Source organism: Micromonospora violae (assembly GCF_004217135.1).
Classification (GTDB): domain Bacteria; phylum Actinomycetota; class Actinomycetes; order Mycobacteriales; family Micromonosporaceae; genus Micromonospora; species Micromonospora violae.
In genome coordinates, this window is sequence record NZ_SHKK01000001.1 from 6726325 (window position 1) to 6751221 (window position 24897).

General features: G+C 70.1%; 22 protein-coding genes. 15 read left to right on the forward strand and 7 right to left on the reverse strand.

Annotated features, from left to right (window positions below; genetic code table 11):
• Positions 1 to 48: 48 nt before the first annotated feature.
• From EV382_RS30545 to EV382_RS30580, 8 genes are all read left to right on the forward strand, one after another.
• Positions 49 to 1446, forward strand: a complete 1398-nt coding sequence (locus tag EV382_RS30545) for an FAD-binding oxidoreductase (RefSeq protein ID WP_130407588.1) — start codon at positions 49 to 51, stop codon at positions 1444 to 1446.
• Positions 1443 to 2786 (forward strand): class I SAM-dependent methyltransferase, encoded by a 1344-nt coding sequence (locus tag EV382_RS30550; RefSeq protein ID WP_130407590.1) that lies wholly within the window; start codon positions 1443 to 1445, stop codon positions 2784 to 2786. Before EV382_RS30545 ends, EV382_RS30550 begins: the two co-directional genes overlap by 4 nt.
• Positions 2787 to 2886: 100 nt before the next feature.
• Complete coding sequence (locus EV382_RS30555) at positions 2887 to 3444, forward strand: winged helix-turn-helix domain-containing protein (RefSeq protein ID WP_130407592.1); 558 nt, start codon at positions 2887 to 2889, stop codon at positions 3442 to 3444.
• On the forward strand, positions 3437 to 4306 hold the full coding sequence (locus EV382_RS30560; protein WP_130407594.1) for an SRPBCC family protein: 870 nt from the start codon (positions 3437 to 3439) through the stop codon (positions 4304 to 4306). The genes EV382_RS30555 and EV382_RS30560 overlap by 8 nt, the downstream gene beginning before the upstream one ends.
• Positions 4307 to 4483: 177 nt before the next feature.
• Positions 4484 to 4717 (forward strand): zinc-ribbon domain-containing protein, encoded by a 234-nt coding sequence (locus tag EV382_RS30565; RefSeq protein ID WP_030490878.1) that lies wholly within the window; start codon positions 4484 to 4486, stop codon positions 4715 to 4717.
• Positions 4718 to 5031: 314 nt separating this feature from the next.
• Positions 5032 to 7287: a putative bifunctional diguanylate cyclase/phosphodiesterase gene (locus tag EV382_RS30570; protein WP_244236863.1), complete on the forward strand. Its 2256-nt coding sequence runs from the start codon at positions 5032 to 5034 to the stop codon at positions 7285 to 7287.
• A 50-nt stretch (positions 7288 to 7337) separates the two neighbouring features.
• Positions 7338 to 8096, forward strand: coding sequence for a MerR family transcriptional regulator (locus tag EV382_RS30575; protein WP_130407596.1), 759 nt, complete (start codon positions 7338 to 7340; stop codon positions 8094 to 8096).
• A gap of 53 nt (positions 8097 to 8149) precedes the next feature.
• Positions 8150 to 8920, forward strand: a complete 771-nt coding sequence (locus EV382_RS30580; RefSeq protein ID WP_130407598.1) for a hypothetical protein — start codon at positions 8150 to 8152, stop codon at positions 8918 to 8920.
• An 8-nt stretch (positions 8921 to 8928) separates the two neighbouring features.
• Here EV382_RS30580 and EV382_RS30585 read toward each other — a convergent pair whose 3' ends face one another.
• Positions 8929 to 10152 (reverse strand): serine hydrolase, encoded by a 1224-nt coding sequence (locus EV382_RS30585; RefSeq protein ID WP_130407600.1) that lies wholly within the window; start codon positions 10150 to 10152, stop codon positions 8929 to 8931.
• 391 nt (positions 10153 to 10543) lie between these two features.
• Positions 10544 to 12085 (reverse strand): gluconokinase, encoded by a 1542-nt coding sequence (locus EV382_RS30590; protein ID WP_130407602.1) that lies wholly within the window; start codon positions 12083 to 12085, stop codon positions 10544 to 10546.
• A gap of 167 nt (positions 12086 to 12252) precedes the next feature.
• Here EV382_RS30590 and EV382_RS30595 point away from each other — a divergent pair, with 167 nt between their 5' ends.
• The 4 genes from EV382_RS30595 (at position 12253) to EV382_RS30610 (ending at position 16654) form a co-directional block, all read left to right on the forward strand.
• Positions 12253 to 13404, forward strand: coding sequence for a hypothetical protein (locus tag EV382_RS30595; protein WP_130407604.1), 1152 nt, complete (start codon positions 12253 to 12255; stop codon positions 13402 to 13404).
• 45 nt (positions 13405 to 13449) lie between these two features.
• A complete protein-coding gene (locus tag EV382_RS30600) occupies positions 13450 to 13983 on the forward strand; it encodes a WapI family immunity protein (protein ID WP_130407606.1) in 534 nt (177 codons plus the stop codon).
• Between the two features lie 163 nt (positions 13984 to 14146).
• Entirely contained in the window at positions 14147 to 15283 is a 1137-nt protein-coding gene (locus EV382_RS30605; protein WP_130407608.1) for an epoxide hydrolase family protein, read from the forward strand.
• A 150-nt stretch (positions 15284 to 15433) separates the two neighbouring features.
• Positions 15434 to 16654, forward strand: a complete 1221-nt coding sequence (locus tag EV382_RS30610; protein WP_130407610.1) for a hypothetical protein — start codon at positions 15434 to 15436, stop codon at positions 16652 to 16654.
• A 23-nt stretch (positions 16655 to 16677) separates the two neighbouring features.
• On the opposite strand, the gene EV382_RS30615 is transcribed toward EV382_RS30610, so the two are convergent.
• The gene (locus EV382_RS30615) at positions 16678 to 17106 is read right to left on the reverse strand and encodes a VOC family protein (RefSeq protein WP_130407612.1); all 429 of its coding nucleotides are present in this window, start codon (positions 17104 to 17106) and stop codon (positions 16678 to 16680) included.
• A gap of 167 nt (positions 17107 to 17273) precedes the next feature.
• On the opposite strand from EV382_RS30615, the gene EV382_RS30620 reads away from it, so the two are divergent.
• Genes EV382_RS30620 through EV382_RS30630 form a run of 3 tightly spaced genes read left to right on the forward strand, consistent with a single transcriptional unit; the run spans position 17274 to position 18722 of the window.
• A complete protein-coding gene (locus EV382_RS30620) occupies positions 17274 to 17612 on the forward strand; it encodes a type II toxin-antitoxin system RelE/ParE family toxin (RefSeq protein ID WP_208758519.1) in 339 nt (112 codons plus the stop codon).
• Complete coding sequence (locus EV382_RS30625) at positions 17609 to 17908, forward strand: helix-turn-helix domain-containing protein (protein ID WP_130407616.1); 300 nt, start codon at positions 17609 to 17611, stop codon at positions 17906 to 17908. The genes EV382_RS30620 and EV382_RS30625 overlap by 4 nt, the downstream gene beginning before the upstream one ends.
• 49 nt (positions 17909 to 17957) lie before the next feature.
• Complete coding sequence (locus EV382_RS30630; protein ID WP_130407618.1) at positions 17958 to 18722, forward strand: alpha/beta fold hydrolase; 765 nt, start codon at positions 17958 to 17960, stop codon at positions 18720 to 18722.
• Here the strand turns inward: EV382_RS30630 and EV382_RS30635 are convergent.
• From EV382_RS30635 to EV382_RS30650, 4 genes are all read right to left on the reverse strand, one after another.
• Complete coding sequence (locus EV382_RS30635; protein WP_130407620.1) at positions 18719 to 21802, reverse strand: DEAD/DEAH box helicase; 3084 nt, start codon at positions 21800 to 21802, stop codon at positions 18719 to 18721. The two genes, EV382_RS30630 and EV382_RS30635, sit on opposite strands and share 4 nt — an antisense overlap.
• Positions 21803 to 21856: 54 nt before the next feature.
• On the reverse strand, positions 21857 to 22798 hold the full coding sequence (locus EV382_RS30640; RefSeq protein ID WP_165435888.1) for an aminoglycoside phosphotransferase family protein: 942 nt from the start codon (positions 22796 to 22798) through the stop codon (positions 21857 to 21859).
• The gene (locus EV382_RS30645) at positions 22795 to 24255 is read right to left on the reverse strand and encodes a helix-turn-helix domain-containing protein (protein ID WP_130407622.1); all 1461 of its coding nucleotides are present in this window, start codon (positions 24253 to 24255) and stop codon (positions 22795 to 22797) included. Before EV382_RS30645 ends, EV382_RS30640 begins: the two co-directional genes overlap by 4 nt.
• A 122-nt stretch (positions 24256 to 24377) precedes the next feature.
• A complete protein-coding gene (locus EV382_RS30650; RefSeq protein WP_130407624.1) occupies positions 24378 to 24896 on the reverse strand; it encodes a flavoprotein in 519 nt (172 codons plus the stop codon).
• Position 24897 lies beyond the last annotated feature (1 nt).

Here is a 24897-nt window from a genome sequence, read left to right on the forward strand (position 1 = left end):
CACCGCCGACATCCCACGGTTTCCGAACGGCGAGCGTAAGGTGATCACATGCGCGCTGAGCGTGTGGATCACCCCATTGACCATGATCAAGCGGTGGACACGCTGCGACGGTCGTACGCCGCGGTGCCCACGGGCGAACCTGTCCGGCTCGCCAAACGCACCTCCAACCTGTTCCGCCCCCGGTCCGCTCCCCGGGCTCCGGGGCTCGACGTGAGTGGCCTGCACGGCGTGCTGTCGGTCGACCCGGCCGGCCGCACCGCCGACGTGCAGGGCATGTGCACCTACGAGGACCTGGTCGACGCGACGCTGCCACACGGGCTGATGCCGCTGGTGGTGCCGCAGTTGCGCACCATCACCCTGGGCGGCGCGGTGACCGGCCTCGGGATCGAGTCGACCTCGTTCCGCAACGGCCTACCGCACGAGTCGGTCCAGGAGTTGGACGTGCTCACCGGCTCCGGCGAGATCGTCACCGCCCGACCCGACGGCGAGCACGCCGACCTGTTCACCGCGTTCCCCAACTCGCTGGGCAGCCTCGGGTACGCCACCCGGCTGCGCATCGAACTGCAACCGGTGGGCCGGTACGTGGCCTTGCGCAACGTCCGGTTCACCCAACTGGAGGCGCTGACCGACGCGATCGCGGAGGTGAGCGCGACCCGATCCTGGGCCGGCGAGCCGGTCGACGCCATGGACGGGGTGATGTTCAGCCCCGGCGAGGCGTACCTGGTGTTCGCCACGTTCACCGACGCGGCCGACCCGCCCAGCGACTACACCGGTCAGGCGATCTACTACCGGTCGTTGCGCCAGCGCACCCGCGACGTGCTCACCGCGTACGACTATCTGTGGCGCTGGGACACCGACTGGTTCTGGTGCTCGGCGGCGTTCGGCGCGCAGCACCCGGTGGTGCGCCGGCTCTGGCCGGCGCGTTACCGGCGCAGCGACTTCTACCACCGACTGGTCCGGTTGGAGCACCGCCACCAGGTGGCGGCCCGGATCGACCGGCTGCGCGGGCAACCAGCCCGGGAGCGGGTGGTACAGGACGTGGAGATCCCGCTGGACCGTACGGCTGACTTCCTGCGCTGGTTCGCGGGCAGCGTGGGGATGAACCCGGTGTGGCTGTGCCCGTTGCGACTGCGTGAGCCGGCCGGTCCCGGTTCGGCGCGGTCCTGGCCGCTGTATCCACTCCGGCCGGGGCAGGACTACGTCAACATTGGGTTCTGGGGGAGCGTGCCGATCGCGCCGGGCGCCGCCGACGGCGACGTCAACCGCACGATCGAACGCAGGGTGTCGGAGTTGGGCGGGCACAAGTCGCTCTACTCCGACGCGTACTACGACCGGGACGCCTTCGATCGCCTGTACGGCGGCGACACGTGGCGCGCGGTGAAAGACCGCTACGACCCGGACCACCGGCTGACGGGACTGTACGAAAAGGCGGTAGCACGAGCATGAGCCTGACCGACAGAGATCAGGGGGCGGCGAGCGCCCCGGCCACCCCGCCGGCGGGGGGCCGGCACACGGGCCCGACCGTCGCGGATGTCGTCCGCGCGGTCACCGCAGGGCCGTTGCCGGTGCGGATCACCGGGTACGACGGCAGCGCCGTCGGCCCGTCCGACGCCGGCATCACCCTGGAGGTCCGTTCCGAGCGTGGACTGTCGTACCTGCTCACCGCACCTGGCGACCTGGGCATGGCCCGGGCGTACGTCAGTGGTGACCTGGCGTTGCAGGGCGTGCACCCGGGTGACCCGTACGAGGCGTTGCGGGTGCTCAAGGACGAGTTGCGGTTACGCCCACCGTCGCTGGCCGAGGGGTTGGCGCTGGTCCGTGGGCTGGGCTGGGAACGGCTGATGCCGCCGCCGGCGCCGCCGCAGGAGGCGCAGCCCCGCTGGAAGCGGGTGATGAACGGGCTGCGGCACTCGCGGGTGCGGGACAGCACGGCCATCTCACACCACTACGACGTCTCCAACGCCTTCTACGAGAAGGTGCTCGGCCCGTCGATGACGTACACCTGCGCGGTTTTCCGGTCTCCAGACGACACGTTGGAGCAGGCCCAGGCGGCGAAGTACGACCTGGTCGCCGGCAAGTTGGCGCTCAGGAAGGGGATGCGGCTGCTGGATGTCGGCTGCGGCTGGGGTGGCATGGTGCGCCACGCCGCCCGCGAGTACGGCGTCAAGGCGCTGGGTGTCACCCTGTCGAAGGCGCAGGCGCAGTGGGCGCAGGCCGCGATCGAGCGGGAGGGGTTGACCGAGCTGGCCGAGGTGCGGCACCTGGACTACCGGGACGCGCCGGCCGAGCAGTTCGACGCCATCTCGTCGATCGGGTTGACCGAGCACATCGGGGTGCGCAACTACCCGGCCTACTTCGGGGCGTTGCGCAGTCGGCTGCGGCAGGGCGGGCGGTTGCTCAACCACTGCATCACGCGGGCGGACAACCGGGCGCCGCACCGCTCCGGCGCGTTCATCGACAGGTACGTCTTCCCGGACGGTGAGTTGGCCGGTCCGGGCCGACTGGTCAGTGAGATCCACGACGCCGGGTTCGAGGTGCACCACGAGGAGAACCTGCGCCAGCACTACGCGCTGACGCTGGCCGCCTGGTGCCGCAACCTCGTCGAGCACTGGGACTTCTGCGTCTCGGAGGTGGGCGCGGGCACCGCCCGGGTGTGGGGGCTCTACATGGCCGGGTCGCGGATGGCGTTCGAGCGCAACGGCATCCAGCTGCACCAGGTGCTGGCCACCCACAACGGCCCGGACGGGGTGAACGGCTACCCGTTGCGGCCCGACTGGTTGCCCTGATCATCCGCTGAGTGCCGCCTGAAGCCGCGTCGAGAAAGTCGGCGCGGCTTCTCGCGAAGCCATTGACAAAGAAGTTTTGTACGTACAAACTGATTTTGCCATGAGAGAGATCCTGTACCTGGAGCAGATCGAGCAGGCCGAGGTCCTGCTCAAGCCGCAGCGCGTCGAGGTGCTGCGGCAACTGGCCGAACCGCGCACCTGCACCGAGGTCGCGGCCCGACTCGACCAGACGCCACAACGCGTCTACTACCACGTCAAGCAGCTCGTCGCGGCCGGTCTGGTCGAGCTGGTCAACGAGCGCAAGGTCCGGGGCATCACCGAAGGCATCTACCAGGCCGCCGCCCGGTCCTACTGGCTGTCCCCACGCCTGGTCGGCCGGATCGGGCTGCGCAAGGCCCGCGACGAGCTGAGCCTGGGCTACCTGCTCGACCTGATGGAGGAGGTCCAGGCCGACATCGCCGCCCTGGACCGGGCCGCGCCCGAGCTGCCCTCGATCGGGGTGTCCGGCCAGATCCGGGTGCCGGCCGAACAGCGCCAGCAGTTCCTGCACGACCTGCAAACCGCACTGCAAGACCTGTTCACCCGCTACGGCGGCAGCGAAGGAGATGCCTTCAAGCTGGCCGTCGCCTGCTATCCGAAAGGGAACGACAATGAGTGAGCCGATGAAGGTTCAGGCCCGTCTCTCCGCGCCCGTCGCGCGGGTCCGCCAGGCCCTGACCGACCCGGCCGAGCTGCGTCTCTGGCTGGCCGAGCACGCCGAGGTCGACCTGCCCCAGCGGTACGAGTTCTGGGGTCGCTACACGCCCGAGGGCGACGCCCCGCACCAGCGGCTGCTGCACGCCGACGACGACACGCTGCGCTTCAGCTGGCTGCTCGACGGGGTGGAGACCACCACCGAGTTCCAGGTGACCGCCGAGAGCGCCGACAGCACCGTGCTGACCCTGACCCAGAGCCACTTCGACTTCGCCGAGGCGATGAGCGGCTCCAGCATCCGAGGCGTGCTCCAGACGTTCTGGGCGCTTGCCATCGCCAACCTCGCCGCCCACCTGGACGGCCAGCCGCTGCTGCCCCGCACCGACTTCACCTCCGCCGACCTGCGCGGCGAGCTGGTCATCGCCGCACCCGCCGACAAGGTGTGGGAGTCGCTGACCAACTCCGAGCAGGCCAGCGCCTGGTTCGGCTACCCGATCGGCATCGAGCCCTGGGTCGGCGGCCGGTACGCCATGGGCGGCTTCGAGACCGGCTACGCGGCCAAGGTCATCGACCTGGAGCCCGGCCGCCGGATGTCCGTCGACTGGGGGCCGACCGGCGTGACGAACTGGGAGCTGGCCGAGTCCGGTGGCCGGACCACGCTGACCTTCGTGCAGAGCGGCTTCGACGAGGCCAACCCGCCGTACGGGGCCTGGAGCGGGTCGGTGGCCGGGCTGTTCGAGTTGCGTCGCTTCCACGAGGTGCCGAACTGGCAGCCGATCTGGCTCGCCGAGGAGATCCCCGGCCTGGAGCCCGCGCCGACCAACTGACGGCCTGGCCGCGTTCGTCAGCCCGTCCCGCCTCGTCGATCAAGGAGTTGTGGTGGGTGACAAATCACCCGGTGACCACCAAAGCAGGCACCACAACTCCTTGATCGACAAGCGGCGGAGCTGGTTTGGGTGGCGGGAGCTGGTGACTTTTCGCGGTCGGGTGGGTACTGGCGGGCGATGTTCTTCATCTTTGGTCTGCGTACGAAGGTCGACCGGTCCGGCGTCGTGCAGCAGGTCTGCCGCCACTGCGGCAACCAGGCCGCACAGGTGATCACCCGCCGCTCGACCAAGTTCACCCTCTTCTTCATTCCGCTCATTCCGATCCGTACCCGGTACGCGCAGCAGTGCACGTTCTGCGCGGCGGAGTACGAGATCTCCAAGTCCGACGCCGAACGCCTCCCGGTCGGCTGATCGACGATGGAACGTTTCCTCTGCTGGCTGATCGGCCGACCAACGCCCCCGGTCGACGTGGCCGTGCACACCGTTGCCCGCCCACCCTGCACCCCCGGCCGACGCAGACGCCGCCGGCTGCGCCGTCCGTTGGCCGGCACCACGCTGCCCCGCGCACCCTGGAACCGATCCGCAGGGCGCTGACCTGAGCCGGGCTCGGGGCGGGCGTGCACGTTCGGCTCTGGCGGCGGTTCTGAGCGCTGGTTAGGCTTTCGGGGTTTGCCGTGGACCGGCGCTGCCGAGGGTGCCCGTACGACGAAAGAGCCGGAGCGACCGTGTCCCGACAGGACGGAAGGCAGGCTGCGGGGGCACGCAGCCCCGCCGGTGTGGTCGTCGCCGCCGCGGTCATCCTGGTGGAGGCGTGCTGGCTGGTCGCCGCGCTGCCCGGCGCAGCACTGGTCAGTGATCTTGGCGCGATGGTGGTCGCGGGCTGGGCGACGGTCGCGTGCATCGGGGTGGCCCGTCGACATCCGGTGCCACTGCGTCGGTTCTGGACGCTGCTCGCCGTCACCATGGCGCTCGCCGCGGCCGGCCGGGCGATCTGGACGACGCAGCGGCTGATCGGCGACGACCTGCCGCACACGCCGGTGGTCGGGGTGGTCTTCACCGCCGGCATCCTCACCGGCACGGCCGCGCTGCTCAGTTCGCCGTCCGCACCACGCAGCGCCGTCGGTCGGGCCCGTACCCTGCTGGACGGGGTGATCGTCGCCCTGGCCCTGGTGCCGATCGGGTGGGTGCTGGTCTTCCGCGGGGTCGCCGCCGCCGAGTTGGCCGACCCGGCGCGCACGCTGGGGCTGCTCTACCCGATGTTCGACCTGATGCAGCTCACCATCCTGGTCGCCGTCTCCGGCCCGGCCCGGCCGTTGTGGCGGCCGATGACAGTCATCGCGGCGAGCCTCACCCTGCGGGTCGTCGCCGACGTCGGCTACGTGTCGCTGGTCGCCCACGCCGACTACGCCGCCGGTCACCTGATCGACCTGTGCTGGCCGTTGAGCTACCTGCTGATCGGCCTGGCCACCCGGAATCCGCCGCCACCGGACTGCGACGGCACCGACGAGACCGCCGAGTCGCCGCTGCCGCCGTGGTGGCGGGTGGCGCTGCCGTACCTGCCGGTGGGTGGGGCGATCGTCGCGGTGGTGCTGGCCCGGCGGCCCACCGGGCAGACCCCGCCGCTGGTGTTCGTGACCATGATGGTGTTGCTGGCGGCCCTCGCCATCCGTCAGGGGTTGGCCGCCAACGAGAACCTCCGGTTGGTGGCCCGGCTGCGCCGCCTCGCGTACGGCGACCAGCTCACCGGGCTGCCCAACCGGTTGTTGTTCAACCGGCGGCTGCGGCGGGCCCTGCGCGACGGGGGACCGGTGGCCGTGCTGCTGCTCGACCTGGACGGGTTCAAGCAGGTCAACGACCGGTTCGGGCACGCCACGGGGGACGCCCTGCTGACCGGGCTCGCGGCCCGGATGCGCGCTGCCGTGGACGGTGACGGCACCATCGCCCGGCTCGGCGGTGACGAGTTCGCGGTGCTGCTGGACGGCGACCGGCCGGTGTCACCGGAGCGGCTCGCCGAGCGGCTGCTGGACGCGTTGCGGCCCTCCGACGACGAGGAGGACGTCGGGGTGCACCCGTCGGCGAGCATCGGTATCGCCGAGTTCGGCCCGCAGCACGCCACCCACAGCGACCTGCTGCGCGACGCCGACATCGCCATGTACGCGGCGAAGGCGGCCGGGAAGTCCGCGTACCGGACGTGCACGCCGGCGCTGCGCGAGTCGGCCGTCTCCCGCGCCGAGTTGATCGCCGACCTGCGCCGGGCTGTCGACGAGGACCAGTTGCACCTGGAGTTCCAGCCCATCGTCGACCTGGGCACCGGCGCGGTGCGCAGCGCGGAGGCGCTGGTGCGCTGGCGGCACCCCCGGTTGGGGATGTTGCCGCCGGCGAAGTTCCTGCCGCTGGCCGAGGAGACCGGGCTGATCCTGCCGATCGACCGCTGGGTGATCCACGAGGCGTGCCGGGCCGCCGTGACCTGGCGGGGTCGGGTGCCGGAGGCGACCGTCGCGGTGAACATCGCCGCCGCGCACCTGCGTCGGCCCGACCTGATCGCCACTGTCACCGCGGCCACCAGCGCGGTCGGCCTGGCACCGCGGGCGTTGACCCTGGAGTTGACCGAGTCGGCGCTGATCGAGGGCACCGAGGCGGTGCTGGAGCGGCTGCACCAGCTCCGGGAGTTGGGCATCAAGATCGCCATCGACGATTTCGGCACCGGGTACTCGTCGCTGAGCTACCTGCACCGCATCCCGGCCACCGAGTTGAAGATCGACAGGTCGTTCGTGGCCCGGCTGGGCACCGACGACCGGGCGTACGCCACGGTGCAGATGGTCACCCGGCTGGCCGGCGCGTTCGACCTGGCGGTGGTCGCCGAGGGGGTGGAGACCGAGCGCCAGCACGACGCGGTCACCGCCATCGGCTGCCCGCGCGGCCAGGGCTATCTGTACGGGCGCCCGGACAGCCCCGCCACGGTGGGTCAGAATCGGGCTTGACCCTGACGTAGCGGCAGGCGGGAGCCTGGTTCCCGGAAGGGAGGGGAACCATGGCGTACACGGTGGGTCAGGTGGCGAAGGTCGCCGGCGTGACGGTGCGGACGCTGCATCACTACGACGAGATCGGTCTGCTCTCGCCGAGCGGGCGGACCTCGGCCGGTTACCGCCGCTACGACGACGCGGACCTGCAACGGTTGCAGCTCGTCCTGTACTACCGGGAGCTGGGTTTCCCGCTTGAGGAGATCACCGCGATCATCGACGACCCGGCGGCCGATCCGGCCGCCCACCTGCGTCGTCAGCACGAACTGCTGACGGAACGGATGAAGCGGTTGCAGGAGATGGTCACGGCGATCGAGTTCGCGATGGAGGCGAGCAAGTTGAACATCCAACTCACCCCGGAAGAGCGGTTCGAGGTCTTCGGTGACTTCAAGCCGGAGCAGTACGAGGCCGAGGCGGAGCAGCGTTGGGGAGGCACCGACGCGTACCGGGAGTCGAACCGCCGGGCCTCCCGTTACGGCAAGGAGGACTGGCTGCGGATCAAGGCGGAGAACGAGGACTGGGGTCGACGGATCGTCGCGCTGATGGCCTCGGGCGCGCCGGCCGACGGCCCGGAGGCGATGGACCTGGCCGAGGAGCACCGGCAGATCATCAGTCGCTGGTTCTACGAGTGCTCGTACGAGGTGCAGACCGGGTTGGCCGACATGTACATGGCCGACGAGCGGTTCACCGCGTACTTCGAGAACATCGCCGCGGGGCTGGCGGCGTATCTGCACGAAGCGATCCACGCCAACGCGATCAGCCGGGCGTGACGACGGGCGGTCCGGCTACTCTGGCCGGACCGCACCGCCCGGGGGAGATGACCGTGCCGAAACCGAAGCTGATCGCCGCCGTCGCCGTGCTCGTGGCGGCGGTCGGTGCCGGGGTGTGGGCGCTGGTCGCCGCCGCCGACGAGCCCGACCCGGGTCGCCCGGCGGCGTCGGCGAGCCCGACCGACCCGGTCGGTGTGCTGAAGGCCGCCGCCGCGAAGGCCGACGAGCAGCCATACAAGCTGACCGTCGGCACCGGCGGCGTGGACGGGGACGCCACGGTGCTGCTCTGGGACCCGACGGCGAAGCGTGGTGTGGAGACCACCTCGCTGAAGGTGCGCACCGGCGTGGTGAAGATCGAACGGTTGACCACCGGACCGGACGTGTACGTGCGGGTCACCGCCCCGGACCGCCGCGTCCCGGTCTGGGACGGCAAGACCTGGTGGCACGTCGGCAAACCGGGTGCCCCGGCGGCCAAGCAGGGCCTGGACAACACCCGGCTGGCCAGCACGCTGGGCGCGCCGGCGGGGGTGCGGCAGACCGCCGAACGGGAGTACGCGGGCACGCTGGACCTGCGGCAGAGCGGCGCGGTTCTGGGCAGCGGTTTCGGCAGCGTGCTCGGTGAGCGGGCCGGGGCGGTCCCGTTCACTGCCACCGTCGACGAGCAGGGGCGGCTGGTCCGCTACCGCATCGAGTTGGCCAGCGAGCAGTCGCAGACCGCCCAACTCGACCTGACGTACTCGGATTTCGGGCTGTCGGTGTCGGCCGACCGGCCGGCGGCGGACCTGGTCGGCGAGGACCCGCCGGCGAACATTCCTGGCGCCTGACCTCGGGTTCACTCCTCGACCGCCCCGTCGGCCGGGGTGACCAGGAAGTCGTAGACGGTGCGGGCCATCCGCCGGACCGTCTCGTCACCGGTGGCCATGGGCCCGGCGGTGAGGAACGCGACGGCGGTCTCGGTGCCGGGGATCAGGTAGTAGCCGACGTCGTGTGACGCGTCGGGCAGGTCACCGGTCTTGTGGGCCACCGGCACGCCGGGCGGCAACGCCGCCGGGATCTTCGTGTTCAGGGTCTGCTCCCGCATGAACTGGATCATCAGGTCGCGGGAGGCGGGGGTGAGGATCTCAGCGTTCCAGACCGCGCCGAGCAGGGACACCACGTCGTCGGGGCTGGTGTAGTTCTCCTCGCCGCGTTGCGCGGCCGCGCTGTCGAGCATCCGGCGGGCCAGGATGGTGGACCGTTGGTTCATCGAGTCGATGAGCGCGTTGACCGGGGCGAATCCCCCGAGGTAGGTGATCAGCACGTTCGCGGCCACGTTGTCGCTGTACTTGATCAGGTACTGGGCGAGCCGGTGCAGGGTGACCACCTGCGGGAATGTCTCGAACTGCAGTTGACCGGTGCCGCCGACCACGTCCTGGGGGGTGACCAGCACCCCGTCGTCGAGGAAGGCCTGTCCACAGTCGACGCGACGCAGCAGCTCGACGAGGATCCACAGCTTGATGACGCTGGCCGCCTTGGGGCGCAGCGATCCGTTGACGGCGATCTGCTGGTCGCCGTAGCGGCCGGACAGGTCGCGGACGGTGGCCCCGGCCGGGTTGAGGCTCGCGTCGGCGACCACCCGGGCGAGTTGCCCGCTGAGCGGGAACAGTCGGGCCCCGGCGACCGGGTCGGTGGGCGGCTGCGGACTGGTGACCACCACGCCGGTCAGCGTCGTCGGCGGGCGGTGCCGTTGGATCACCTCCAGCGTGCCCTGGCTGCGCCCGACCAGCGGCACCCGGTAGCGGTAGGCCGTGCCGCCGACGACGACCACGCCGCTGGCCACCCCGGCGGCGACGAGCATGTTCGGGTCAGCGACCCGGCCGGTGTCGCCGTCGCAGGCGCGGTAGCGCACGGTGTGCCCGAGCGAGTCCACCGCGAACACCCCGCCGGGAAACGACAGCCAGGACACCTCGCTGGTCGGCGCCCGCTCCGGCGTCGGTTCCAACCCGGGCTCGTGGCTCTCCGCGGTGGGCTCGCGGCCCGTGCCGTCCGCGGTGGCCGGCCCGGTCGTCGCGACCACCGCGAGCGCGACCGCCGCCGACAGCAATTTCAGGGGTACGCGGGCAGAGTTCGCAAGCAGGGAAGATGAGCGTTTCTTGTCGCTTTTTCTCACGTTTGCACGATATGAAGCGGCGGGGACGGGTGAGGCCGGCGTGGCCGGTGTCACCCGTCTGGGCGGCAACGCTCTGATGAGCGTGATGACTGAGGGGCATCACGATGACTCACCGACATCAGGCTCATCAGAAACCCCGACCCCAGCCGGATCCGGTCGACGGGGCGGGGGTCGGCGGGGCGAAGCCGGTCGGCACCCGCCGCTGGCACCCGCCGCTGGCACCGGTCAGGTCGGCACCCGCCGCTGGCACCGGCCAGGCCGGCACCCGCCAGGCCGGCATTTGTTAGGCCGGCACGCGTCAGGTTGGCGGTTCCGGGCCGGTGGGCAGGCCGGGGGCCATCCGGCGGAGCGAGGCGAAGGTGGGCGTGAGGGCGTCGTACAGCTCGGCGAAGAGCGGCAGCAGCGCGGCGTAGGTGGCGGCGGCGGCCGGGTCGGGGCGGACCGTCTCCTCGATCTGCACCAGGTCGGCGGCGACGTCGATGCTGGGGATCAGCCCGAGCGCCTCCATGCCGAGCAGCGCAGCGCCGAAGCCCGACCCCTCGTGCGCGGTCGGGAAGCTCACCGGCATGCCGAGCACGTCGGCGAGCATCTGCCGCCACAGCCCGCTGCGGGCGAAACCGCCACCGGCCCGGATCTCGCGGACCTCGTTGCCGGCGGCGCGCACCGAGCTGAGCACCAGCGCGAGCTGCTGACAGACACCCTCCAGCGCGGCCCGGATCAGGTGTTCGCGGCGGTGCGCGTGGGTCAACCCGACGTACGCGCCACGCGGCAGGGCGCTCCAGTGTGGTGCCCGTTCGCTGTGCAGGTACGGCAGCATGATGAGCCCGCCCGAGCCGACCGGCGCGCGGGCCGCCACGGCGACCAGCTCCTCCTCGGCGTGCTCGCCCAGGTCCGGGGCGAGCGCCGTGCCGGTCCACTTGAGCGCGATCCCGCCGTTGTTGATTGCGCCGCCGACCGCCCAGCGCTGGTCGGTCAGCGCGTAGCAGAACACCCCGCCGAGCGGGTCCACTCCGGGCCGCTCGACCATCACCCGCATCGCGCCGCTGGTGCCGATCGAGCAGGCCACCATGCCGGGGTGCACCGCGCCCAGGCCCAGGTTCGCCAGTGGTCCGTCGCCCGCGCCGACCACCACCGGAGTGTGCTCCGGCAGCCCGGTCTCGGCCGCGGTCTGCGGGGTGAGGGTGGGCAGCACCGCAGTGGTCGCGACGAGCTGCGGGAGTTGTTCCGCGGTGATGCCGGCGATGCTCAGCGCCTCGGGGTCCCACTCCAGCTTGTGGATGTCGAGCAGGCCGGTGGCCGAGGCGATCGAATGGTCGGTGACCAGCCTGCCGCAGAGCCGCAGCAGCACCCAGTCCTTGATGCTCACCCAGTGCGCCACCCGCTGAAAGAGTTTCGGTTCCTGCTCGGCGAACCAGAGCAGCTTGGGCAGCGGTGACATCGGATGGATCGGTGTGCCGGTACGTCGGTGCAGGGCCAGCCCCGACGGTGCCGCCCGTAACCGCTCGGCCTGTCGGGTCGACCGGGAGTCGGCCCAGGTCACCGACGGGGTGAGGGGATTGCCGTCCGGGTCCAGCCCGATCAGGCTGTGCATGGCGGAGCCGAACGACAGCCCGGCCACCGGCTGGACCAACTCGGCCACGACGATGCTGATCGTCCTGAGCACCGCGTCGTGGATGAGGTGCGGGTCCTGCTCGGCGTAGCCGGGTTGCGGGTTGTCCAGGGGGTAGTCGGCCAGGTGGCTGCCGAGCTGCCGCCCGTCGGTGTCGTACGCGACGGCCTTCGTGCTGGTGGTGCCGATGTCGACCCCGATCACCACCCCGGGCCGCGTGGTTGCCGGCACTACCGCACCCCCTCGGAGAACATGAACGCCGACACCAGTATCCCCCTATCGTGCTGATTGATCCGCCGATCGGGTACTTCGCCCGTTTCGGCGTGTCTGGCCTCCGCGCCGTGCCGGTTAAACCGGCGACACCCCAGATTGGTGGCCTACGCGGCGAAGGAGTCGGCGTGGCAAAGACTGATTCGACGGGTTCGACCTGGCGGTACCGGTGGGCGCACCGGCAGAACGTGCGGCGGGTCAGCACGTACCGCGGCGCTGAGGCGGCGTGGCGGCGACGCGACGACGAGTTACGGCGGCTCCGCGCCCTGGCCGCCGACTTCCAGGGCTCGGTGGCCGCCGGTGCCGGTCTGGCGTTGGAGTTGACCGCCGACGAGGTGGTGCTCTGGGCACTACCCGCCGCGCAACTGGTCGAGGTGCGGCACACCACCGTCCTGCCCGCACCGGACCTCACGGTCGCCCCACGAAACGGTCCGCTGCGTCCACGCCGCCCGGACGGCGTACGCGTCACCGACGCCGGCATGGCCGTGATCACCAGTCGCCGACTCGTGCTGCTCGGCGGACGGGGTCGGCGTGACTGGGCGTACGGTCGGATCACCGGCCTGGCCCACGACCCGGCGGCGCCGGTCACCCTGATCCAGGTGCTGGACCGGCGGCGCACCTCCGGGTTGTTGCTCCCCGTCGATGCCGCGCCGGACTTCCGGTTCAAGCTCACCCTGGCCTTCGCCGACGCGATCGAACAGCGCGCCGCGGTGCTGGCCCAGCTCGACGAGCTGATCGACGAGCACGCCCAGCTCAAGCCGTTCCGGCCGGCGGTGGCCACGCCCGGGCAGGCCCGGCTGTCGTCGTTCGTGCCCGGTGGCCGCCGGACCATCGCGGTGGCGGCGGCCATCGCGCTGCTGGTGCCGGCGGCGCTGATCGAGTCGGACCCGTCCGACCCGACCGGTGGCCCGGAAGTCGCCGTCGCCGCGACCCCGGCACCGACGGCCAGCGTGGCGCCCGCGCTGCTGCGCCCGCCCAACCCGACGCTCGCGCCGAAGCCCCCGTCGTCGAAGCGGACCACGTCGCCACGCCCCACGCCCACCGCGACCCAGGCCCCCCGCTGCGGAGCGCCGGCGAACCCACTCGGGTACGACTTCTGCGGTGGCACCCGGATCCGCAAGCCAGCCGTCGAGGTGTGCGACTGGTTCGACTGCGTACCGCAGTTCTGGGCGGGTCGCGGTTACCTCGTGCAGTGCCGCGACGGCTCGGTCAGCCTGACCGGCGGCCGGTCCAACGCCTGCGCCGAGCACAAGGGCGTACGGCGAACCATCACCAAATGACCGATTACGCACCTAACGTCCGCTTCGCTCGGCCAGAATGATCGAGTGGAGATCCGGTCTGACGATGGCGCGCGGGTGCGGCTACGCCCCGTCGGCTACCAGCCCGGCATCGACCCGCCCGACGACCCTGACGGGGGCGCGACCGGCTGGCACGACTGGCTGCTGATCGAGGTGGACGCCCGCACCGCCGACGGTCAGACCTGGTCGCACCACTACCCGAGCCTGATGGTCGAGGAGGCCCGTGCGCTCGGCGGCTGGCTGCACGGCCAAGCCACCGCCGCCCTCGGGGCCAACGCCGCACCGGCGTTGGTCCGGTTCACCGAACCCAACCTGGCCCTGCGCAGCCGGGTGCTGCGTCGCCGCCGGCTGGAACTGATCGTGGAGTTCTCCGCCGAGTCGCTGCCACCGTGGATGCGCCGCCCGTCCACCGCGATCTACCCGCTGATCCTCACCGTCTCCGCGGACGCCCTGGTCGCCGCCGCCGAGCAGTGGGCCGAACACTGTTCGGCGTACCCGCCGCGGACCCAGTCGCGGTTCCCGGCTCGCGACCCGATGACCGACCGGCGGCGAGCCGGCTGACCGCCTTCGCGTACCATGATCGTCGTCAGCCACGAGAGGAGGTGAGCCCGGTGACCACACATCGTCATTCCTGGGCGCTCCTCTCGGCCGTCCCCCTCAGCTGACCTCTCGCGTCGGGGAGCGCCCTGGCGGGCTCAACCGGCCCTCCTTATCGGAGGACCCAATGTCTTTCTCTTCCTTCCGCATCGACGTACCCGATGCGGTCCTCGACGACCTACGGGCCCGACTGGCCCGGACCCGATTCACCGACCGCAGCGGCAACCAGCCGTGGCAGGGCGGTGTCGACCCCGACTACCTGCGGGACCTGGTGTCCTACTGGCACGACGGCTTCGACTGGCCCGCTCGCCAAGCCGAACTCAACGCGTACCCCCAGCACCTGGCCGTCGTCGGCGGCCGGAAGCTGCATTTCCTGCATGTCCGGGCCGCGCGCCCGGCGGGTGCGCCCGCGCCGTTGCCGTTGATCCTCAGCCACGGCTGGCCCAGCAGCTTCGTCGAGATGCTGCCGCTGGTCGACCGACTGACCGACCCTGACCGGCCCGGCGGCGCGTTCGACGTGGTGGTGCCCTCGCTGCCCGGCTTCGGCTTCTCGGAGGTCCCGGACGAGCCGGTCACCCGGGCGATGCTGGCCCGGACGCTGCACGAGCTGATGACCGACGTGCTCGGCTACGAGCGCTACGGTGCCTTCGGCGGCGACGTCGGGGGAGTGGTCACCGGTTGGCTCGGTGCCCTGTACCCGGAACAGGTGGCCGGCATCCACATGATCCACCCACCGTTCCCCGCCAGCTTCGACGCCCGTCCACTGTCGGCGGCCGAACAGGCGTACCTGGACGCCGAAGCCGCGTACGACGAGACCGACGGCGGCTACAGCGCCATCATGGGCACCCGCCCGGACACCCTCGCGGCGGCGCTCGCCGACTCGCCCGCCGGGTTGGCTGCCTGGATCGTCGACAAGTACCGGGACTGGAGCGACAACCACGGTGACCTGGCGAACAGCATCGACCGGGACACCCTGCTGACCATCATCACGCTCTACTGGGTGACCGGCACGATCGGTTCGTCGTTTCGGCAGTACGCCGACTTCGACCACAACACCCCACGGCCGATGATCACCGTGCCCGCCGCGTTCACGGTGAGCACCGAACCCTCGCAGGCCGGCATGCCCCGCTCGATCGCCGAGCGGGCCTGCCTCGACATCCGGCACTGGAGCGAGCCGGGCCGGGGCGGGCACTTCATGCCACTTGAGGAGCCGGACCTGCTCGCCGATGAGATGAGGAAGTTCTTCACCTCGCTGCGCCCGTAGTCCTGACCTGAGGCGGAGCCGGTCCGATCGTGGCCGGCTCCGCCGCTGTCGGTCGTGATCCTGCAATTCTCTCCTTTCGGGCGCAACGGGAGGCATCGATCCGGCCCGCGTTGCCTGTCACGTACGTGAGCGGTTGTACCGCGTGTGACCGTGACCTCACTGGCCTCGTCCCCCTGGCGGATCGCCTGGTCCGCGCGCGAGAACCAGCGCCGGCAGCACGCGTACCGCGACGCCACCGACGCCTGGCAGCGCCGCGACGACCACCTGGCCCGGCTCCGCGTCGAAGCCGCCAGCTTCCTCGGGTGTACGCAACCCCGCACCGGCCTACCGGTGGACCTCGACGACGACGAACTCGTCTTCCGCGTCCTCCCCGTCGCCACGCTCGTCGAGGCCGAGGCGCGGCACACCCCCGGTCTGCCCACCCCGGGCGGTTTCGGCTCCCTCGCTGAGGCTTCGTCCGAGGTCCTGCCGGCGGGCCTGCGGGCCGTCGACACCGGCATCGCCGTGGTGACCAGTCGACGAGTGGCCTTCGGTGGCCGGGAACACCGGCGCGAGTGGCGGTACGCCGACCTGATCGGCCCGGCCCACCACCCCGACGTGCCGGTCACCCTGCTGCCCGACCGCGGTCGACTCGCTGGTCTGCTGGCCCCGGCGACTGCCGTGGTGAACTTCCGCTTCTATCTCACCCTCGCGGTGGCCGCGGACCGCGCTGTCGTGTTGGCGCACGTGGACACGCTGCTCGCCGCGCACCGGGCTGCCCGGCCCACGCCGCTGCCGCTGGTCGGGCCGGACGACGCGCCCCTGACCGCGGTCCGCCCCGACCGCCGCGTGCTCGTCGCCGCCGCCGTCGCCGCCGTGGTGGTCACGACAGTCGGCCCAGGCGCGCTGGGCCCGGGGACGTCAGGTCCCCACGCGTTGGGGCCGGTGCCGCTCGCGGAGACCATCGTCCTGGACGTGCCGCGAGCGGGGGAAATCCTCGTTCCAATCGGTCCCGTCGGGCCGGTGGCACCCACGGTCAGGACCCGATCGGTCAACCGTGTCGTCCCGAACTCGCCGTACGCCCCGTCGAGCACGACGCCGGCCCGACCAGACGCCTCCACAGTGGCGGAACCAGCCATCGCGGTGGCCCCGCCGCCGGCTGCCCCGCCGTCCGTCGCCCCGACCCCGCCGGCCAGCTCAGCGCCGACGCCCGGCCCGACCCCCACGGACCCGCCCACGTCGGTTCCTTCGACGCCGCCCGCCGCGTCGACCTCGCCGACCCCCACCACGACCCCGACGCCCCCACCGGACCCGGGGCTGCTGACGATCTGCCTGGACCCCCTGAAGCTGCCGCTACTGGACCCGCTGCTCTGCCCCTCATCGGCACCCTGATCAGCGACCCTGGCCTGCGCGGCTCAGTTCATGGCGCTGAAATCGGGGACGGTGAGACTGCCGTCCTCGGCGAGGGCGAAGCCCGGATTCCAGGCGATCTCCCAGAGGTGACCGTCCAGGTCGGCGAAGTAGCCGGCGTAACCGCCGTAGAAGGTCTCCTCAGCCGGCTTGGTCACCGTGGCACCGGCCCTCGCCGCCATGGCGATCACCTCGTCGACCTCGGCCCGGGAGCGGACGTTCTGCGCGAGGGTCATCGCACCAGTCCCCGGCCCTTCGATGCCGGCGTCTTCGGCCAGCTTGTCGCGGCCCCACAGGACGACCGCCAGGCCGCCGGCCTGGAAGAAGACTGTCTCCTCGACCTCCTGGCCCCGCCAGCCGAGCTGCTCGTAGAACGCCTTCGCGCGAGCTACGTCCGCGACTCCCAAGGTGATCAGGCTGATCCGCTGCTCCATAGGTTTCAACCTAATGCGCAATCAGTGGGAGGTTGACATGCGGTCGCGACGTTGTCGCCGACTGGGACCGGGCACGGGCAGCGCAATAGTCCTCGACGACACGCGTTTGGATGAACGCTCGCGGAGAACAACGACCCCATAGCATCAACGCTATGGGTTGGGGTAGCGTGGAGCTGGAACCAGAGGTCCGAGAGTGGCTGGAGGAACTACCAACTGCCGACTTCGCCCGCGCGGCGTTCTACATCGATCTTCTTGCTGGCCGGGGTGTGCTGCTAGGAGAGCCGCACAGCAGACAGCTTGATGGCAAATTGCGAGAGCTGCGGTTTTATCTGGAGCGCGACGCGGTCCGCGTGACGTACTGGATAGCTTCCGACCGGAGAATCATCCTGCTCACGGTGTTCCGCAAGACGCGAATGCGGGAGGACCGGGAAGTCGAGCGGGCTCGCCGCGCGTTCGAGCGGTGCGTGGCGGAGCGGCACATCGTGAACGAGGGGGCAGAGCGATGAGTGATCGCCTGGACTGGAACGACCTGCGTGAGCGCCGGATGGCGGAGCCGGGAGCGGCCGAGACCTACGAGGCCACCCGGATCGCCTTCGAGCTTGGGCAGGAGGTGCGCCACCTGCGCGAAGGGCATGGCTGGAGTCAAAGCCAGTTGGCGCGCGCCGCCGGCATGACTCAGTCTGCGGTGGCCCGCTTCGAAGCGGGTGGGACCGTACCGACCCTGCCGGTCCTGGAGCGTCTGGCCCGGGCCCTGGACCGAAGGCTGGACGTCAGGTTCGCTTCGAACGTGGACGCGGCTTGACCGCATTCAACGCCTCTCGCCGACGGTTGTTGATCTATGATTTCAGGTCATGCGGGAGTTCCTCACGGTTGGCGGTCGGAAGCTCTCGTACCTGGACTTTGGTGGTCCGGGTCATCCGCTCCTGGCTCTGCACGGGCACTACAACGAGGCGTCCGCTTTCGCGCCGCTGGCTGAGGCGTTGGCGCCGCGATGGCGGGTGATCGCGCTCGATCAGCGGGGGCATGGGGCGTCCGACCGTGCCGAGAGCTATGAGCGGGACGACTACGTTGCCGACGTCGCCGCGTTCCACCAGCATCTGAACGTGGGCCCCGCTGCGGTGCTGGGCCACTCACTCGGCGGGGTGAACGCCTACCAGTACGCCAGCCGGCACGCCGACCGGGTCACCGCGCTGATCGTCGAGGACATCGGCGCGGTCGTCGACTGCGACTGGTCGTTCACCACCAGGCTTCCTCGCCCGGCACCATCCCGCGATGCGCTGGCCTCGGCGCTGGGTGGGGCGGCTCCCTATCTGGAGTGCTCCTTCCGGGAGTCGAAAGACGGCTGGGGCTTCTCCTTCGACATCGATGACACGGTGGCGTCCCAGAAAGCGCTCAACGGTGACCACTGGACGGACTGGGAAGCGGTGACCTGCCCTACCCTTCTGATCCGCGGAACACGCAGCGATGAACTGATGGCAGACCACGCTCGCGAGATGATCGCCCGTCGCCCCGATCAGGCCCGGCTTGTCGAGCTGCCAGCAGGTCACGTCGTGCATCACGATGCGCAAGCGCAGTTCGCCGCTGCGGTCAGTGCCTTCCTGTCCCAGCTTCCCTAGGCGGCGATCGTCCGGGCCGTGGCGTACACGTCGGCGGGTAGGGCGTGGTCAAGCTGCCACAGGACGCGCATGGGCCGGTCACCGGTGTGGGACTCGTACGTCATGGTGCCGGCGTACAGGTACGGCGGCGCGCCCAGGTCGCGGTCGGCGACGCGGGTCTCCCGAACGAACAGGTGCACCGTCGACCCGCCCGACGTGTAGCGCTGACCCGTCGCCGACGCCGCCGACGTGGTGCTCTGCGACTCCCATTGAAAGAGCGTGTCGGTGATGGCCCGGTCGGCGTACATGGTGGTGGGGGAGTAGTGCGCCTCCGACTTGACCAGGGTGACGAAGAACAGGTCGGCCTGGGCGTCGGGCAGCCACTTCACCCCCTCGCGCAGCGACCCCGGGTTGGTCATGCCGAAGGCGGCACATGCTTCGTTGCGGCTGTACCGGGCGTGCACCCGAAGCGGCACCGCACTCGGGGCGGCGGTCGGCGTGACCCGGTGGATGCGATCCCGCAGCACCTCGGCGACCTGCCGCAACTCGGCGCAGCGGGCCGGCTCCTTCCACAGCCGCGCCAGCCGCTCATCGCGGGTGGTGAGCGGTGCGGTCGGGCCCCAGAGGCTGAAGTGCAGCATGTCCAGCAACCGGCTGCTGCCCGCGTACACCTGCTGGCCTGGCGCGGGCGGTCCGGCCGCGACCTTCGTCAGTAGCTCCAGCCGGTCGGTGTCGTCGGTGTGCAGCATGCGGCCGATGGCCCGGCCCAGCTCCCGGTCGTCCGGACCGGGCGCGGACGTTTCGATGCCCGCGAGGCGGCGCAGGCCGGTCCAGCCGCCGATGCTGGCCGACCGGTAGACGTCCTCGATTTCGAGGCCGGTCTCGCGCAGGAACGTCGCCAGGCTGACGTCGCCGAGTTGCCGCAGCTCGGCCACCAGGCCGGCTTTCGAGGTGGGCAGCGCGCTCTTCAGGTTGGCGAGCACGACATCCTTTGCCACCCGGTCCAGCTCGACGTGGCAGCCGCTCGGCAAGCCCGGGAAGTCGTCGCGGACCGCCTCGGTGACCGCCCGCCGGCTGACCCCGGTCAACGCACGCCAGCGCAGGTCGAAGCGGAAGTTGGCGTGTTGCCCGCCGATGAAGTCGAGCACCGTGAGGCACGGCTTGTCGTCGTCGAGACGCAGGCCACGACCGAGCTGTTGCAGGAAGATCGTGGCGCTCTCGGTGGGCCGCAACATCAGGATCGTGTCGACCATCGGCAGGTCGACGCCCTCGTTGAACAGGTCCACGGTGAAGAGCACCCGCAGCTTGCCGGCCTTGAAGTCGCGCAACAGCCCGGCCCGATCGGTGCCGGCCCGCGAGGTCACCGCTGCGGACGGCACGCCGTGGTCGTTGAACCACCTGGCCATGAACTCGGCGTGCCCGATGCTCACGCAGAACCCGAGCGCCCGCATCCGCCCGACGTCCACCTTGTCGCGGACCGCGCGCAGCACCGACCGCGCCCGTGCGTGGTTGCCGGTGTAAACGGTGTCCAGCTCCGCCGGGTCGTAGCCCTGGCCGCGTTTCCAGGCGAGGTGCGACAGGTCCACGTCGTCGTGGAGCCCGAAATATTGGAACGGTGACAACAACTGCCGCTCCAACGCGTCCCACAGGTGCAGCTCAACGGCCGCGCGCCCGTCGAACCACCGGCGCACGTCGCCGCCGTCCGCGCGGTCGGGGGTCGCCGTCAGGCCGAGGAGTACGCGGGGACGCAGCCGCTCCAACAGCCGCGTGTATGTGGGCGCCTCGGCGTGGTGGAACTCGTCCACGATCACCATGTCGTACGCCTCGGGGTCGACCTCGCGGCGGTGCAGCGACTGGATGGAGGCGAAGACGTGCTTCCAGCCGTTCGGCTTCTCGCCCGCGACCAGCGTCTCACCGAAGCTGCCATCGCCCATGACCTGCCGGAACGTCGACAGGCTCTGCCGCAGGATCTGCTCCTGATGAGCGACGAAGAGCAGTGAGTCCACCCTGTTGCTGCGGTGCAGCCGCCGGTAGTCCAGTGCAGCGACCACGGTCTTGCCCGTGCCGGTCGCCATCACCACCAGGTTGCGCCAGCGTCCGTGGACCAGCCGCTCGGCGTCCAGGTCGGCCAGGATCTCCGCCTGGTACGGGTACGGGCGCACGTCGATGTTCGAGATCTCGGTCGGTGACTCATCGCGGCGTTCTCCGGTGAGTGCCTGCCGTAGCCGCTCGGCGTCCCTGGCCGCGTCGTACGCCTCGAAAGCCGGATCGTTCCAGTAGTCCTCGAACGTCGCGGTGAACGTGTCGATGACGTGCGGCTGCTCGATGTTCGAGATGCGCACGTTCCACTCCACGCCATCCACCAGCGCGGTCTTCGACAGGTTGGACGATCCGACGTATGCAGTGGTGGTGCCGTTGCTGCGGCGGAACAGCCACGCCTTGGCGTGCAGCCGAGTGGTCCGCGTCTCGTACGACACCTTGACCTCGGCGCCCAGCTCGGCGAGTCGGTCGAGCGCCCGCTGATCGGTCGCCCCGAGGTAGGTGGTGGTGATGACCCGGACCTTGCCACCCCGGGCGATCAGGTCGCGGATGGCGTGCTCGACGACGCGCAGGCCGTACCACTTGATGAACGCGCAGAGCAGGTCGACGCTCTCCGCCGAGGCCATCTCGTGGTTCACCTCATGGCCGATGCGGGGCTGGTGACGGCCGTTGACCAGCAACGCCCCGGTGGAGAGGGGCGTGGTGGGGCGCTGCGGGAAAGCCGGCAGAGCCGGTGGGGTTGGTGGGGCGGCGATGGCGTGGAGCAGGTGCTTGGCGTCAGTCACCTGGTCCTGTTCAGTCGCGGCCTTTGGGCTGAGGGCGGTGATGGCGTCGGCGATCCGGTTCGCCATCTCGACCTGGTGGTGGAGCTTGTCGTCACCGCTCGGCACGGATTGGAGAGCGCGGGCGGCCAGGGTGGCGATGTGCCGGGCGAGGGCGGTGTGCGCGTCGGCGGGGTCGAGTTTGTGGTGCTGGACCAGGGCGGGGTCGACGTGTTGGAGCTGGTTAGCCAGCTCGCGAGTGATGAGGTGTTCGTAAACACCCCGCTCAAGATCCGTCATCCACGCAATCTAATCGGTACCGGCGCTTTGCTGTCGTCCCTGTCTCCTGTCTCTTCAGGTGTGTCGGTTCGCCGACAGACGTACTTCCTGGTGGCTTGGCGAGAGATTGGCGAAGGGTGTCCAACGGGCCGCCGGGTCATCGTTTCGCACTGACTGGAGGCGGTTTATGAACTCTTCCGCGACACTGGCCGAGTTGCTAATGAGCGGCACGGCGGCTGCGATCATCTTCAACTCGCGGGCTTCGCGCAGGACTGTCCATGACTGGTCCGAGGTCACGTCGTAGCCGTAGGCGTTAGCCAGCCGTTCGTGTAGGCCCGTGCCTCCGAACCGTGCTTCACCTACCGCCACCGCTGCCAGGTCAACCTGCCATGGCCCGATGCACGTGGCATCGAAGTCGCACATCACCGGCCGGCCCGATGGCTCTCGCAGCAGGTTGCCGACATGCGCATCCCCGTGGACGAGCTTTGGCTCCTCCTGGTGGTTGAGCGCAACGAGTTGCGGTTCCAATCGATCGCACCACTTCACGAGAAAGTCGCGGTCATTCGCATCGAGACCCTCGGCGTCAACCAGGCGTCGTCGGGCGTCGCCGACCGGATCCCAAGCCGGTAGTGCAATGGACGCCGCGTCGAGAGCATGGAACTCACGCAGAACATGCCCGAGATCCTCCACCGTTGGAGCAGGCGGTGTCGGTTTTACGTAGGACCAGACTGAGGCGACGACGCCGCCGACTCGCACCGGTTGGTTGACATCCGGCGCGAGCCGGATCGTCGGCGCGTCGATCCGAGCAAACCAACGCCCAAGCTGAACTACCTTGGTCACCCGGCTGCGGAGTTGATGAGTTCGCGCGATCCGGATGACGAGTCCAGATCGAGGCAATGCGAAGACGGCGTTGTTGGTCAACTGCAACAGTTGAGCAGCCTCAGGAGAGACGCCAAGGGCGGCAGCGATGTTCCGCAGGGCTTCCGTCATCACGGCCTCGGAGAAGCGCCCGGTCATGCGGCGTCCGTGGTCCAATCGGTGATGCGCCGGCCGAACGCGGCTACCTCCGGAACCTCCCGATACCGAGTGAGATCTCGACGAAGGTTGATCACCCGATCGATGATCCGCTTAGAAATCATCATTTGCGACTTCTCCAGAACCCGATTGCCGACCGCGACGGCCTGCTCGGGCTCATCGGCCAGGAACAGCGCGCTGCACAGCCCGACTTCGTTGAGCACTGTGCTGCGTACGTTCGCCGAGCTCAACGCCGCGATGGAATCCCTGCCCCAACGCACCGCCTCCGACGCGTGCCTGCGATCTCGCCGTGCCATGTCCCGGTACACCCGCCCGTATTGAGCGAGCAGTTCGCCGCGGTCGTAGAAGCCCATCCAGTTCGGCTCGCGCTCCTTGTCGATGCGCTCGAACTGGTCGCTCGCCTTCCCGAGGGTTCTCACAGCGGTTTGGCCGTCACCAAGTGCCGCGACTGAGGCTGCCTCCGCGCCCCACAGCAGGGCTTTGGTCGCCGGGGTCGCGTGTGACCCAAGCTGGGCGTAGGTGAGTTGCAGTGTCGCGAGGGCATCCCGGTTGTGCCGAAGGTGTTGAAGCTGCTTCGCCTGCGCGTACCGAATCATCGCGACCAGCGGCGCATTGTCAGCAGCCAAGGCTGCGCGCTCCCCAGCGACGAAGTGCCGTTGGGCGTCGTCATGGCGGCCTGCGTCGAGCGCGGTCCAGCCGGCCAGTTGCCGGGCTGTCGCCACCGCTGTGATGAGGGGCGGTGTGAGCCCGGCTGGATGCGACCAGTCGAGCATCCGGTATACCGACTCCGCGAACCGGGCCACCTCCCGATATAGCAGGCCACCACCAGATTCCCGGTCCACGGACCGGTAAAGCTCCAGCACCGCGTTCAATCGAGCGATATCCGCTGTGCCGATTCGCCGAGGGTGGACCAGTTCGCTGCCACCCAGCAGCCCGGCGCCGGCAGCGACAGCGGCGATCCCGGCCAACAAGGCACGCCGACCCTCGTCCGGCCCGGCACCATCCGGATCGGCTGAGGTGGTGGTTGCCTTGGCCTTCTCGACTGATCGCTGAGGCTGTCCGGGGAGAGCGAACCAGAGACAGGAAGCAGGAATCCGGAGAAGCCGCGCCCAGTGCGTCAGTCGGTCCAGGTGCACCATCGGTGGGCCGTTCTCAACCCGACTCAACTGCGCCTGCGTGATCCCCAACCACCCCGCCACCACGGTCTGCGGCAAGGCGACCCGCCCGTGATACGGATGGCAGCGGTACGCCCGGATCACCCGCCCCAGATGCCGCTCGGCGAGGGCCTGTCGCAGCGGTTCGTGCTGCCAGAAGCTCGCCGGCACCATGGGCGGTGCGCTCAACCGGTCCCGTTCGGCGGCCTGGCACGGCGTACACCGTCCGCTGTCGTTGTCCCGGGCCAGCCGGCCGCCGCACCGGGGGCAGTTCGCGTGGGTCACCGGCGGCTCCGTCCATCCAGCTTCATCGAGCCTATCCATTGAACACGCTGGGTAGAGCACTGGTATACGCGCGACGCATATCGTCAAAGAACCGCCGGACAAGCGGAACGAACGGCAGTTGCTCAGGACGGTCGCGCCGCCCGTAGCGCCTCGATGACCACGCCCCAACGTTCCGGCCCGTCCACCGAGTTCAATGGTTTCCCGTCAGCCACGGCCACGCCGGCGGCGCGCAGCACCGCCAGGTGACCCGCGTACGCCGGATGCGCCGCCAACTCCGCCTTGACGTGCGGAAAGGCAATGATCGGCAGGCCCGCGCCCAGTGACTCGTTGAGGACGCCGAGCGCCAGCGTGTCGTTGATGCCCAGCGCCCACTTCGTCACCGTGTTGAACGTGACCGGGGCGGCCAGCACCACATCTGCCGGCGGGTGCGGCTCGGGGTCGCCGGGCATCCGCCACTCCACGCGTACCAGATAGCCGGTCTTGTCCTGCAACGCCTGACGGTCGAGCCACCGCACGGCAGTGGGGCTGACGATCATGCAGACCCGCCACCCGTCGTGGATCAGGAGGTCGACCAGCTCGTCGATGTGCTCCGCCGGGCCTGCGGCGCAGACGACCAGATACAGCACCGGGCGTTCCGTCATG

Excerpts from the sequence above, each read along its gene's own strand:
- EV382_RS30630 (WP_130407618.1), top strand. The coding sequence starts at position 17,958 with ATGCGGGAGTTCCTCACGGTTGGCGGTCGGAAGCTCTCGTACCTGGAC.
- EV382_RS30635 (WP_130407620.1), bottom strand. The coding sequence starts at position 21,802 with ATGACGGATCTTGAGCGGGGTGTTTACGAACACCTCATCACTCGCGAG.
- EV382_RS30575 (WP_130407596.1), top strand. The coding sequence starts at position 7,338 with ATGGCGTACACGGTGGGTCAGGTGGCGAAGGTCGCCGGCGTGACGGTG.
- EV382_RS30555 (WP_130407592.1), top strand. The coding sequence starts at position 2,887 with ATGAGAGAGATCCTGTACCTGGAGCAGATCGAGCAGGCCGAGGTCCTG.
- EV382_RS30545 (WP_130407588.1), top strand. The coding sequence starts at position 49 with ATGCGCGCTGAGCGTGTGGATCACCCCATTGACCATGATCAAGCGGTG.
- EV382_RS30560 (WP_130407594.1), top strand. The coding sequence starts at position 3,437 with ATGAGTGAGCCGATGAAGGTTCAGGCCCGTCTCTCCGCGCCCGTCGCG.
- EV382_RS30565 (WP_030490878.1), top strand. The coding sequence starts at position 4,484 with ATGTTCTTCATCTTTGGTCTGCGTACGAAGGTCGACCGGTCCGGCGTC.
- EV382_RS30640 (WP_165435888.1), bottom strand. The coding sequence starts at position 22,798 with ATGACCGGGCGCTTCTCCGAGGCCGTGATGACGGAAGCCCTGCGGAAC.
- EV382_RS30550 (WP_130407590.1), top strand. The coding sequence starts at position 1,443 with ATGAGCCTGACCGACAGAGATCAGGGGGCGGCGAGCGCCCCGGCCACC.
- EV382_RS30650 (WP_130407624.1), bottom strand. The coding sequence starts at position 24,896 with ATGACGGAACGCCCGGTGCTGTATCTGGTCGTCTGCGCCGCAGGCCCG.
- EV382_RS30625 (WP_130407616.1), top strand. The coding sequence starts at position 17,609 with ATGAGTGATCGCCTGGACTGGAACGACCTGCGTGAGCGCCGGATGGCG.
- EV382_RS30605 (WP_130407608.1), top strand. The coding sequence starts at position 14,147 with ATGTCTTTCTCTTCCTTCCGCATCGACGTACCCGATGCGGTCCTCGAC.
- EV382_RS30615 (WP_130407612.1), bottom strand. The coding sequence starts at position 17,106 with ATGGAGCAGCGGATCAGCCTGATCACCTTGGGAGTCGCGGACGTAGCT.